At 72.9% G+C, this 12,401-nt stretch carries 9 protein-coding genes, 1 pseudogene and 1 riboswitch; of the genes and pseudogenes, 7 read left to right on the forward strand and 3 right to left on the reverse strand.

Translation table 11 applies throughout. The features are described from left to right. Positions 1-701 (forward strand): annotated as a pseudogene (locus tag FOE67_RS05405) (hypothetical protein); the annotation flags it as partial. 96 nt (positions 702-797) lie between these two features. Here FOE67_RS05405 and FOE67_RS05410 read toward each other — a convergent pair. The 3 genes from FOE67_RS05410 to FOE67_RS05420 all read right to left on the reverse strand — a co-directional run bounded on the left by FOE67_RS05410 (position 798) and on the right by FOE67_RS05420 (position 5,296). Further along, positions 798-1,754, reverse strand: coding sequence for a ribonucleotide-diphosphate reductase subunit beta (locus FOE67_RS05410; protein ID WP_182661000.1), 957 nt, complete (start codon positions 1,752-1,754; stop codon positions 798-800). A gap of 167 nt (positions 1,755-1,921) precedes the next feature. Further along, complete coding sequence (locus FOE67_RS05415; protein ID WP_182660986.1) at positions 1,922-4,459, reverse strand: ribonucleoside-diphosphate reductase subunit alpha; 2,538 nt, start codon at positions 4,457-4,459, stop codon at positions 1,922-1,924. Between the two features lie 95 nt (positions 4,460-4,554). Further along, a riboswitch (cobalamin riboswitch) is annotated at positions 4,555-4,728 on the reverse strand. A gap of 28 nt (positions 4,729-4,756) precedes the next feature. Next, positions 4,757-5,296, reverse strand: a complete 540-nt coding sequence (locus FOE67_RS05420; protein ID WP_182660988.1) for a GNAT family N-acetyltransferase — start codon at positions 5,294-5,296, stop codon at positions 4,757-4,759. Between the two features lie 453 nt (positions 5,297-5,749). Here FOE67_RS05420 and FOE67_RS05425 point away from each other — a divergent pair, with 453 nt between their 5' ends. The 6 genes from FOE67_RS05425 (at position 5,750) to FOE67_RS05450 (ending at position 12,122) form a co-directional block, all read left to right on the forward strand. Further along, positions 5,750-6,514, forward strand: a complete 765-nt coding sequence (locus FOE67_RS05425) for a DeoR/GlpR family DNA-binding transcription regulator (RefSeq protein WP_182660990.1) — start codon at positions 5,750-5,752, stop codon at positions 6,512-6,514. 267 nt (positions 6,515-6,781) lie between these two features. Next, positions 6,782-8,119 carry an ABC transporter substrate-binding protein gene (locus FOE67_RS05430; protein WP_182661002.1) on the forward strand — a complete coding sequence of 446 codons (1,338 nt, stop codon included), beginning with the start codon at positions 6,782-6,784 and terminating at the stop codon, positions 8,117-8,119. Then, positions 8,116-9,132 carry a carbohydrate ABC transporter permease gene (locus tag FOE67_RS05435; RefSeq protein ID WP_182660992.1) on the forward strand — a complete coding sequence of 339 codons (1,017 nt, stop codon included), beginning with the start codon at positions 8,116-8,118 and terminating at the stop codon, positions 9,130-9,132. Before FOE67_RS05430 ends, FOE67_RS05435 begins: the two co-directional genes overlap by 4 nt. Positions 9,133-9,302: 170 nt before the next feature. After that, complete coding sequence (locus FOE67_RS05440; RefSeq protein ID WP_143618999.1) at positions 9,303-10,097, forward strand: carbohydrate ABC transporter permease; 795 nt, start codon at positions 9,303-9,305, stop codon at positions 10,095-10,097. After that, a complete protein-coding gene (locus FOE67_RS05445; protein ID WP_182660996.1) occupies positions 10,094-11,089 on the forward strand; it encodes a zinc-dependent alcohol dehydrogenase family protein in 996 nt (331 codons plus the stop codon). The genes FOE67_RS05440 and FOE67_RS05445 overlap by 4 nt, the downstream gene beginning before the upstream one ends. 103 nt (positions 11,090-11,192) lie before the next feature. Continuing rightward, a complete protein-coding gene (locus tag FOE67_RS05450; protein ID WP_182660998.1) occupies positions 11,193-12,122 on the forward strand; it encodes a carbohydrate kinase family protein in 930 nt (309 codons plus the stop codon). Positions 12,123-12,401 lie beyond the last annotated feature (279 nt).

The raw sequence follows: 12,401 nt of genomic DNA on the forward strand, positions 1-12,401 counted from the left end.
CCCCGGGCCCCACCGTCCCCCGGAACGCCCACCTCTACGGCGTGGACGACCCGGTCCACGCCGCCGAGCACGGCTACATGCACCCCATCGACCTCGACCCCCACACCTACGCGCCCGTGCACGCCGAGGACCTGACCCCCGAACAGGAACTCGCCCTGTACGGCGACCCCTCGGCCGACCCGCTCGACCTCCCCGAAACCCTGGAGGAGGCCCGCGAACGCCCCGGGCCCGAGGTCGGCGGTGTGGCAGTCCCCGCCACCGGCTGCCACGGTGAGGCGACCCTGCTGATCAACCGCCCCGACGACGGATGGATCGATCCCACCTTCCTGATGGAGCTGGCCGACGAGGCCGGGCACGAGGCCGACGAGGACGAGCGGGTGCGCGAGCTGCTGGCCGACTGGTCGGCCTGCATGGCCGAGGGGGGTCGGCCCGCCGACAGCCCGTTGACCGTCACCGAGGAACTCGGGCTCGGCGGTGACGTCTCCGGGGAGGAGGCGATCGCGGTGGCGGTGCTCGACGTGGCCTGCAAGGAGAAGACCGACCTGGTGGCCCGGTGGGCGGCCGTGGACTCCGACCACCAGGAACACGTCATCGAGGAACACTCCGAGCTGCTCGCCGAGTACGCCGAGCAGCACACGGAGCGCATGGAACGGGCCCGGGCGATCCTCGCCGACGGGCCGGCCGCCGTCGCCGGGAACTGACCCCCCGGGCGCCGGAGGCGCACCGGCCCGTCCGGGACCCGCGGTCCGGGCGGGCCGGTGCTCCGGGCCCCCGTGTCGGGGGCCCGGACCCGGGGCTCAGAACTCCTCGTCCAGCGAGACCGACCCCTCCACGGCCACCTGGTAGGCGGTGGGGCGCCGCTCGAAGAAGTTGGTCAGCTCCTGCACGTCCTGCAGTTCCATGAACGCGAAGGGGTTCTCCGAGCCGTACACCGGGTCCAGCCCCAACCGCCTCAACCGCTGGTCGGCCACGCACTCCAGATAGGCCCGCATGGACTCGGTGTTCATGCCCGGCAGGCCGTCCCCGCACAGGTCCCGGGCGAACTGCAACTCGGCCTCCACCGCCTCCCGGATCATGGCGGTGACCCGCTCGCCCAGCTCCGCGTCGAACAGGTCCGGCTCCTCCTCCCGCACGGTGTCCACCACCGCGAAGGCGAAGTCCATGTGGCAGCTCTCGTCACGGAAGACCCAGTTGGTGCCGGTGGCCAGCCCGTGCAACAGCCCCCGCGAGCGGAACCAGTACACGTAGGCGAAGGCCCCGTAGAAGAACAATCCCTCGATGCACGCGGCGAAGCAGATCAGGTTGAGCAGGAAGCGCCGGCGGTCCTCCCGGCTCCCCAGACGGTCCAGGTTCTCCACCGAGTCCATCCAGCGGAAGCAGAACGCGGCCTTCTCGCGGATGGAGGGGATGGCCTCCACGGCGGCGAAGGCGTCGGCCCGCTGCTCCGGATCGGGCAGGTAGGTGTCGAGCAGGGTCAGGTAGAACTGGACGTGCACCGCCTCCTCGAAGAGCTGCCGCGACAGGTACAGCCGCGCCTCCGGGGAGTTGATGTGCCGGTAGAGGGTGAGCACCAGGTTGTTGGCGACGATCGAGTCGCCGGTGGCGAAGAAGGCGACCAGCCGGCCGATGAGGTGCCGCTCGCCGGGGGAGAGGCGGGCCAGGTCGGCCACGTCGGAGTGCAGGTCCACCTCCTCGACGGTCCAGGTGTTGCGGATGGCGGCCCGGTACCGCTCGTAGAACTCCGGGTAGCGCATCGGGCGCAGGGTCAACTCGAAGCCGGGGTCGAGCAGGTTGCGGGGGCGGGCCGCGCCCGGGGCGTGGGCCGGGGTGTCGGCGTGCGTGGTGATGGCGTGCTCCGGGCGGTGCGAGGGGGCGGTGGTCGGGTGGACCCCGGCCGCGCGGCCGGGGTTCGGGGCGGTCGTCACTGGCAGGCCTCGCAGCTCTCCGGGTTCTCCAGCGAACAGGCGTCGGCCGCCGACGGCACGGTCCGCGGGGCCGTCTCCGGGGCGGGGGTCACGGGTCCGGTCCCGCGGGCCGCGCGGGCGATCCGGGTCGCCGGCCGCGACCGCAGGTAGTAGGTGGTCTTCAGCCCGCTCCGCCAGGCATGGGCGTACATCGAGCTGAGCCGGCCGATGGTCGGGGACTCCGCGAAGAGGTTCAGCGACTGGCTCTGATCCAGGTACGGGGTACGGGCGGCGGCGGTGTCGATCAGTGCCCGCTGGGGCAGTTCCCAGGCCGTGCGGTACAGCACACGGACCCGTTCGGGCAGCCCCGGCAGCTCGGCGACCGACCCGTTGGCCTCCCGCAACGCCTCCCGGGTCGTGGCGTCCCACCGGCCCAGCCGCTTCAACTCGGCCACCAGATACGCGTTGACCTGGAGGAACTCCCCGCTGAGCGTCTCCCGCTTGAAGAGGTTGGAGACCTGCGGTTCCACGCACTCGTACACCCCGGCGATCGAGGCGATGGTGGCGGTGGGCGCGATCGCGACCAGCAGGGCGTTGCGCATGCCCGTTCGGGCGATCCGGCTCCGCAGCGCCTCCCATCGCTCCGGCCAGGCGTGTTCGATGCCCTCCCAGTGGTCGGGGTGCAGCACGCCCCGCGCGGTGCGGGTCTGCGACCAGGCGGGCAGCGGGCCGTGTCGCTCGGCGAGGTCGGCGGAGGTTCCGTAGGCGGCGAGCATGATCCGCTCGGAGATCCGGGTGGACAGCTCACGGGCTGCCGGGGAGTCGAAGGGCAGGCCGAGCCGGAAGAAGACGTCCTGCAACCCCATCAGACCCAGACCCACCGGGCGCCACCGGGCATTGGAGCGGGCCGCCTGCTCGGTGGGGTAGCGGTTGATGTCCACCACCCGGTCCAGGAACAGCACGGCGGTCGCGGTGCTCGCGTCCAGCCGTTCCCAGTCCATCGCCTCCATCGGGTCGATCTCCCGCGCCGCGCGCTCCGGGTCGGCCGGCAGGTCCTCGCGCAGGTGCGCGGCGAGGTTGAGCGAGCCGAGATTGCACACGGCCGTCTCGCCGTCGTCGGTGACCTCCAGGATCTCGGTGCACAGGTTGGAGGAGTGCACCACCCGGCCGGGCAGGGCGGTCTGGTTGGCGGTGCGGTTGGCGGCGTCCTTGAAGGTCATCCAGCCGTTGCCGGTCTGGGCCAGGGTCCGCATCATGCGGCCGTACAGTTCGCGGGCGGGCAGGGTGCGGCGGGCGAGCCCGGCCGCCTCGGCCCGGCGGTAGGCGGCGTCGAACTCCTCACCCCACAGGTCGACCAGTTCCGGCACGTCGGAGGGGGAGAACAGCGACCACGGCGCGTCGTCGGCGACCCGGCGCATGAACTCGTCGGGGATCCAGTGCGCCAGGTTGAGGTTGTGGGTGCGGCGGGCCTCCTCGCCGGTGTTGTCCCGCAGTTCCAGGAACTCCTCGATGTCCGCGTGCCAGGTCTCCAGGTAGACGCAGGCCGCGCCCTTGCGCCGCCCGCCCTGGTTGACCGCCGCCACCGAGGCGTCCAGGGTCCGCAGGAACGGCACGATGCCGTTGGAGTGGCCGTTGGTGCCCCGGATCAGGGAGCCGCGCGCCCGGATCCGGGTCCACGGGATGCCGATCCCGCCGGCGTGCTTGGAGAGCCGCGCCACCTGGTGGTAGCGCTCGTAGATGGAGTCCAACTCGTCGCGCGGGGAGTCCAGCAGGTAGCAGGAGGACATCTGCGGGTAGCGGGTGCCGGAGTTGAAGAGGGTGGGGGAGGAGGGCAGGTAGGCCAGGGAGGACATCAGCCGGTACAACTCGGCGACCTCGGCGAGGTGTTCGGCGTCCCCGTCGGTGTCGGCGCCGTCGGCCGCCGACCCCTCGTGCTCCGGATCCCCGCCGGCCAGGCCGCAGGCGACCCGCAGCAGGAAGTGTTGCGGGGTCTCCACCACCCGCCGTGTGGTGGGGTGGCGCAGCAGGTAGCGGGAGTGCACGGTGCGCAGCCCGAAGTACTCGAAGCGGTCGTCCGCGCCCCCGGCCACGGCCCGCTCCACCAACGCGTCCAGCTCCCGGCCGTGCCGGGCGACGAAGGCGGCGGTGCGCTCGGAGATCAGCCCCTCGCGGAGGCCCACGGCGATCGAGGCGGTGAAGCAGTCGGCGCCCTGACCGGCGGCCTCGTCCCGGATGACGAGGGTCAGCAGGCGGGCGGCGAGCCGCGAGTGGGCGGGATCCTCGGCGATCAGGCCGGCGGCGGCCTCCACGGCCGCCTCGCGCAGCCGGTCGGTGTCGTCGCCGGGGACCCGTCCGCGCAGGACCGCGGCGGCGACCCGGCCGGGGTCGGCGTCCGGGAGGTCCCCGGTCAGGTCGGTGAGCAGCCGCAGCAGGGCGGTGCGGGGCGGATCCCGGTCGGGATCGGTGTCGGGTGCCCCTTCGCCGGGGTCGGGGCGGACGGTGCCGGTCCCCGTCGTGCGCGGGGACGCGGTGGGCGCGGTGGGCGCGGTGGTCAAGGCTGCTCCCTCGTGGCCGGTGGCCCCCGATACGGGAGGCGGGCGCACGCGGGCGGGCCGCGGGGGCGTCCACCGGCCCAATCCGCGAGGCCCGGACTTCCAACGAACCGTCGGCAGGTGATCGGACTCGCCGCGTGTGGTCCGGAAGGACGGGGGAACGCGGCACACCGTTGCGGGACAGTCCCGGATTCCCACCGGGTTCCCCTGCTTCGACAGCGGCCACGATCATACATGTGGGAGCGTCCGCCGCCGTCACCCCAAGATGTTGTGGCGTCGACGGACGCCGCCGGGAATCGGCTACCGACCGCCCCCGGAGGTCAGCGGCAGGACGAGCACCCGCAGGGTCAGACCCGGGACCGGCTGCCAGTCCCGGCTCGGCTCGGCGTGGAAGCCCATCCGTCGGTACAGCCGCGCCCCGCGCTCGTTGTTGTCGGCGATGGAGAGCACCAGGGCGCGCCGCCCCAGCCCGGCGGCCCGCTCGGCGCAGTACCGCACCAGGGACTCCCCGATGCCGCGACCGCGCGCGGCGGGGGCGACGGCGAGCATCCGGAACTCCGCCTCGTCGGGCCGGGCCACCTGCGCGAAGGGCCCCTCGGCGGCGAAGGTGACCGTGCCCAGCACCTCGGGCGCCCGTTCGGGCGCGGCGGTGTCGGGCTGTCGGGGCACGGCGACCAGCAGCTCCGCCGTGGCGGCCCGTCCGGCGGCGTCGCGGAGCCGGTCGAGGTAGGGGTCCTCGGGGCCGAAGGCGAGCAGGTCGTCGGCCAGGTAGGCACGGGCCGAGATCTCCCCGGCGGCGGCGTGTTCCCCCGGCCGGGCGGGGCGGATGGCGATGTCCATGCACCCAGCATGGCCCCGCCACCGGGGCTTCCGACCACCCCGGGCGGACCGTGCGGTGGGGGCCCGTCCCGCCCGTTCGGGTGTCGCCGGCCGAAAACTCTCACCACGAGGTGATCATTTTTACCCCTCTCGAACAGAAACGGGCAGAGAACGGGCGTCCACAGTGGCCGAACGGGCGAGTCGGGGAGGCGTCGCAAGGGTTTTCCCGCCGGTGTGAGCGGGAGCACGTTTAGCCGAAACGGGCAGAAGCGGTCACTATCGTTTCGGTTGCGTCCCTGGTGGCCGGTCTATCGGGCAGGTAGAAACTCATGCACCGGCCCGAACGGGCACGGAAGTCGCCGATCGGCCCCCTCGAATCGGTGGACGTGCACCCGAAGTACCCGGAAGCACCCCGAAAGACCCGGAAGTACCCCGAAAGACCCCGAAGGACCTCGAAGGAGAGGTGATCGCCCCGTGAAGGCGGAGGAGCGGCAGCGGGAGATCCTCACCGCCGCCCGCAGCGCGGGCTCCGTGGACGTGGCCGGCCTGGCCGAGACCCTCGGGGTCGCCCGCGAGACCATCCGCCGCGACCTCCGACTGCTCGAGGACCACGGGCTGATGCGCCGCACCCACGGCGGCGCGTACCCGGTGGAGAGCGCCGGATTCGAGACGACCCTCGCCTTCCGCACCACCATGCAGGTCCCCGAGAAGCGGCGGATCGCCACCGCCGCCGCCGACCTCCTCGGGGACGCCGAGACGGTCTTCGTCGACGAGGGCTTCACCCCCCAACTGGTCGCCGAGGCCCTGCCCGCCGACCGTCCCCTGACCATCGTCACCGCATCCCTGGCCACCGCCGGGGCGCTCGCCGACCGCGACGACCGGTTCACCGTGCTGCTGCTCGGTGGTCGGGTGCGCGGCGGCACCCTCGCCACCGTCGACCACTGGGCGGTGCGCATGCTCTCCGGGCTGGTCATCGACCTCGCCTACATCGGTGCCAACGGCATCTCCCGCGAATACGGCCTCACCACCCCCAACCCCGGGGTCGGCGAGGTCAAGGCGCAGGCCGTGCGCTCCTCCCGACGCCGCGTCTTCATCGGTGTGCACACCAAGTTCGCGGCGGTCAGCTTCTCCCGTTTCGCCGAGGTCTCGGACTTCGAGACGATCGTGACCACCACCGGTCTTCCCGCCACCGAGGCCCACCGCTACTCGCTCCTGGGGCCGCAGGTGCTCCGCGTCTGACCCACCGGCGCGCCCGCGCCCCGCCCACCCGGCGTTCCACCGCGCCCGCACGGCGTCGTGGCCCCCGCATCGCCGCACAACACCCCATATGGACGGGTTGATCCCGCTTCGCCGTCCTCCCGGTCCCGATGCCGCCGCACCGATTCGTCCCGATCCCGGTCGGCAGCGGGCACCGCGTCACACCACCACCCGCACGACCCACCGAACCGGAGTCCCACCATGAGCAGAACCAGAACCCGGCGCACCGGCGCCGGCCGCGCCCGCCTGATGATCGCCCTGACCGTCACCGGCGGCCTCCTGGTCACCGGCTGCGCCGGCGCCGGCGGCTCCTCCGGCGGCTCCTCCGGGGACGGCGAGAGCATCAACGTCCTCATGGTGAACAACCCCCCGATGGTCGAGCTGCAGAAGCTCACCGCCGAGCACTTCACCGCCGAGACCGGCATCGAGGTGAACTTCACCGTCATGCCGGAGAACGAGGTCCGCGACCGCATCAGCCAGGACTTCGCCAACCAGGCCGGCCAGTACGACGTCGCCACCATCAGCAACTACGAGACCCCGATCTACGCCCGCAACGGCTGGCTCCACGAACTCGACCCCTACCTGGAGGAGGACACCGACTACGACGTCGAGGACGTCCTGGAGCCGATGCGCAACTCCCTCCTCGGCGAGGACGGGAAGACCTACGCCCAGCCGTTCTACGGCGAGTCCTCCTTCCTCATGTACCGGCAGGACGTCTTCGAGGAACTCGGCCTGACCATGCCCGAGCAGCCCACCTGGGACGAGGTCGCCGAGCTGGCCGCCGAGGTGGACGAACAGCGCGGCGACATGAAGGGCATCTGCCTGCGCGGCCTCGCCGGCTGGGGCGAGGTCATGGCCCCGCTCACCACCGTGGTCAACACCTTCGGCGGCACCTGGTTCGACGCCGACTGGGAGGCCCGGGTCAACGCCCCCGAGTTCGTCGAGGCCACCGAGTTCTACGTGAACCTGGTCCGCGAGCACGGCCAGGCCGGCGCCGCCCAGTCCGGCTACGCCGAGTGCCTGAACAACATGACCCAGGGCAACACCGCCATGTGGTACGACGCCACCGCCGGCGCCGGTTCCCTGGAGGCCGACGACTCCCCGGTCAAGGGCAACATCGGCTACGTCCCCGCCCCGGTCAAGGAGACCGACAGCTCCGGCTGGCTCTACACCTGGGCCTGGGGCATCCAGAAGGCCTCGTCCAACACCGACGCCGCCTGGGAGTTCATCTCCTGGGCCTCCGGCAAGGAGTACGAGGAACTGGTCGGCGAGGAGATCGGCTGGGCCAACGTCCCCGCCGGCAAGCGCGCCTCGCTCTACGAGAACCCCGGCTACCAGGAGGCCGCCTCGGCCTTCTACGAGGTGACCCAGCAGGCGATCAGCCAGGCGGACCCGCTCAACCCCGGTGTCCAGGAGCGTCCGGCCGCCGGCATCCAGTTCGTCGGCATCCCCGAGTTCACCGACCTCGGCACCCGGGTCGCCCAGGAGATCAGCTCCGCCATCGCCGGTCAGCAGACGGTGCAGGAGGCCCTGGACAAGTCCCAGGAGATGGCCGAGCGGGTCGCCGAGGGGTACCGCGACCGATGAGTGACACCTCCGTCACCCCGAGCCCGGCGGGCGGGGCCTCCCCGTCCGCCGGGGCCCGGCCCGCCCCGGCGCCGCGCCGCTCCCGGTCCACCCGACCGGGGGCGGGCGGCCCGGGGCCCCGGGCGCGCGCGTGGGCCTCCCGCGCCCCCCTCCTGCCCGCCCTGGTCTTCATGATCGTGGTCACCCAGCTGCCGTTCCTCGGCACCCTGGTGATCTCGTTCTTCAGCTGGAACTCGCTCAACCCCGAGGCCCGCGCCTTCAACGGCTTCGGGAACTACGGGACGGTCCTGTCCGACAGCGCCCTGCGCTCCTCGGTCATCACCACCGTCGTGCTCACCACGACCGTGGTCCTGGTCAGCCTGGTCCTCGGACTGCTGCTGGCCCTGCTGCTGGACCGCCGCTTCCCCGGCCGCGGTGCGGTGCGCACCATGCTCATCACGCCGTTCCTGCTGGTCCCGGTGGCCGCCGCGCTGCTGTGGAAGCACGTGCTGTTCAACCCCGAGTACGGCCTGTTCAACGGCCTGCTCAACACCGTCGGCGGCTTCCTCGGCTTCGAGGACCCGATCCAGCCCGACTGGATCTCCGACATGCCGCTGTTCGCCATCGAGGCCGCCCTCATCTGGCAGTGGACGCCGTTCATGATGCTGATCCTGCTGGCCGGCCTGCAGAGCCGCCCGCTGGACGCCATCGAGGCGGCCCGCATCGACGGCGCCGGCGACTGGCAGATCTTCCGCTACATCACCCTGCCCCACCTGCGCCGCTACCTGGAGCTGGGGGCCCTGCTGGGATCGATCTACATCGTCCAGCACTTCGACGCGGTCTTCACCATCACCGGTGGGGCCCTGGGCACGGCCAACCTGCCCTTCACCATCTACCAGACCTTCTACCGGGCCCACGAGTACGGCCTGGCCTCGGCCGCGGGCGTGCTGGTGGTGATCGGCACGATCATCCTGGCCACCTTCGCCCTGCGCGTCGTGTCGTCCCTGTTCAGCGAGGAGGGGGGTCACTCGTGACCACCGCCGATCCCACCGCCGCGCCCGCCGGCGCCCCCGGGGCCACCGGTCCCGGCGGAGCCGGGGACCCGGCCGCCCCCGGTGGCCCGGGCCGCACCGGCGCCCGGGGCGGCACCACCCCGACCGCCGTCGGCCGCCCCCGCGGCCGGGGCCGGGGCACCGCCCTCGCCGTGGTCGCCTGGGCCTGCGGCCTGGTCTTCGTGCTGCCGGTCGTCTGGATGGCGCTGATCTCCTTCCGCTCGGAGCCGGACGCCGCCACCAACCCGCCGATGCTGCTGGCGCCGTTCACCCTGGACGGCTACCGCGAGTTCTTCGGTCTGGACGGGGGAGCCAGCCCCTGGCCGCCGCTGATCAACTCGGCCATGGCCTCGACCTTCTCCACCCTGTTCGTGCTGGTGCTGGCACTGCCCGCCGCCTACGCGCTGTCGATCAAGCCGGTGAAGCGGTGGAAGGACGTCATGTTCTTCTTCCTGTCCACCAAGATGCTCCCGCTGGTCGCCGGCCTGCTGCCGATCTACCTGATCGCCCGCAGCATCGGCATGCTCGACAACATCTGGCTGCTGGTCATCCTCTTCACCGCGATGAACCTGCCGATCGCGGTGTGGATGATGCAGTCCTTCCTCTCCGAGGTCCCCCGATCGCTGATCGAGGCCGCGCAGATCGACGGCGCCCGCCTGCCCGTCGTGCTGCTGCGCGTCGTCGCCCCGATCGCCGCCCCGGGCATCGCCGCCACCGCGCTGATCTGCTTCATCTTCAGCTGGAACGAGATGCTCTTCGCCCGGGTCCTCACCGGGGTCACGGCCGAGACCGCCCCCGTCTTCCTGACCGGCTTCGTCACCAGCCAGGGCCTCTTCCTGGCCCAGGTGTCCGCCGCGTCCATCGTGATCTCCCTGCCGGTGCTCGCCGCCGGCTACGCCGCCCAGGACAAGTTGGTCCAGGGCCTGTCGCTAGGAGCCGTCAAGTGAAAGCCGCCCTGATCGAGGAGCCGGGCAAGGTTCTGGTCACCACCGTCCCGGACCCCACCCCGGGCCCCCGTGACGTGGTGGTGAAGGTCTCCGCGTGCGGTCTGTGCGGCACCGATCTGCACATCCTCCAGGGGGAGTTCGCCCCCACGCTGCCGGTGGTCCCCGGCCACGAGTTCGCCGGGGTGGTCGCCGCCGTGGGACGCGAGGTCACCGAGCTGCGCGAGGGCGACCGGGTCGCCGTGGACCCCTCCCTGTACTGCCACGAGTGCCGCTACTGCCGCGAGGGCCACGCCAACCTCTGCGAGCGCTGGGCCGCCATCGGCGTCTCCGTCGCCGGCGGCGCCGCCGAGTACGCCGTGGCGCCGGTGGCCAACTGCGTCAAGCTGCCCGACCACGTGAACACCGAGGACGCCGCGCTCATCGAGCCGCTGTCCTGCGCGGTGCGCGGCTACGACGTGCTCTCCGCGAAGATGGCCGCCCGGGTCCTGATCTACGGCTCCGGGACCATGGGCCTGATGATGCTGGAGCTGGCCAAGCGGACCGGCGCCGCCTCCGTCGACGTCGTGGACATCAACCCCGACCGGCTGGCCACCGCCGTCTCGCTGGGCGTCTCCGGCGCCGCCGCCAACCCCGACGAACTGGACCGCCCGCGCGGCTGGGACGTCGTCATCGACGCCACCGGCAACGCCAAGGCCATCCAGGACGGCCTCAACCGGGTCGCCAAGGCCGGCACCTTCCTCCAGTTCGGCGTCTCCGACCACGCCACCACGGCGGTGATCGAGCCCTACCGGATCTACAACGAGGAGATCACCATCACCGGCTCGATGGCCGTGCTGCACAGCTACGAGCGGGCCGCCGAGCTCTTCGCCGCCGGCGTCATCGACCCCGGGGTCTTCATCAGCGACCGCATGCCGCTGGACGAGTACCCGAAGGCGCTGGACCGGTTCGCCGCCGGACAGGGCCGCAAGATCGTCGTCCTGCCCGGCGCCTGACCCCCGTCGCCCCCGCCCCCCGGAGGGGAGGGGCGGGGGCGACGGACCCGGCACGGGACCGACAACCATCACGCACCACCCACCATTGGAGAGGAGGACGACGGTGAACGGCACCGACGCCCCCGGCCGCGTCACGGTGGTCGGCGAATCCCTCGTCGACCTGCTGTGGCGCCCCGGCGCGCGGGAGATCACCGCGGTCGCGGGCGGCAGCCCCGCCAACGTGGCGGTCGGCCTGCACCGCCTGGAGCGCCCGGTCACCCTCGTCACCACCCGGGGCGAGGACCACCCCGGCCGCCTGGTCGACGAACGCCTGGACGGCCTCGGCGTGGACGTGCTCCGGGTGCCCTCGGGCTCCCCGCGCACCACCGTGGCCCTGGCACACCTGGACGCCGAGGGCTCGGCCGACTACGACTTCCTGGCCTCCTGGGACCCGCTGGATCTGCCGGTGCCGGAGGACACCACCGTCCTGCACACCGGCTCGCTGGCGATCGTCCTGCGGCCCGGCGCCGAGCGGGTCCGCAAGCTGTGCGCCGCGCAGCGCGCGGCCGGCCGCACGGTGGCCGTGGACCTCAACGTCCGGCCCGCCGTGCAGCCCGACCGCGCGGCGTACCTGGCGGCCTGCCTGGCGGTGACCGGCGAGGCGGACGTGGTCAAGGCCAGTGACGAGGACCTGGCGTGGCTGATGCCCGACCTCGATCCGGCCGCCGCCGCCCGCCGACTGCTGGAGACCGGTCCCCGCCTGGCCGTGGTCACCCTCGGGGCCGGGGGCGTCCTGGCGGTCACCGCCGACGAGGAGGTGCGGGTCCCCGCCGTGGCGGTCGAGGTGGTGGACACCGTCGGCGCCGGGGACGCCTTCCAGGCCGCGCTGCTGGACGCCCTCGCCGAGCGCGGGGGCCCGCCGGCCGACGCCGCCGATCTGGGGTCGGTGCTGGAGCGCTGCGTCCGGGCCGCCGCCCTGACCTGCGCCCGTACCGGCTCCCAGCCCCCCGACCGTGCCGAGTTGGACGCCGTCGCGGGACGCGCCGGGCTGTAGACCCGGCTCTCGAACCACCGGTCCCGGGCGGCTCCCGCCGCGTCCGGGGCCGGTGCCGGGGACCCGCCCACGGGCCGGGCGGGTCCCCCTCCGGTCCCCGGGGCCCGGGCCGCGCCCGTACCTCCCCGTCCACCGGCCCGTCCCGTCGCACCGGACGGGGCGGGCCGGCGACGCGCGCCGCACCGGGCCCCGGTCCCCTCGTCTTCGTCGGAGTCGGTGCCACCGGGTACCCGGCCGCCGTGACAGGCGGCTCGTCGCCCTCCTCGGGCCCGGCCCTCC

This window comes from Streptomyces calidiresistens (genome assembly GCF_014141525.1).
Lineage (GTDB): Bacteria > Actinomycetota > Actinomycetes > Streptomycetales > Streptomycetaceae > Streptomyces > Streptomyces calidiresistens.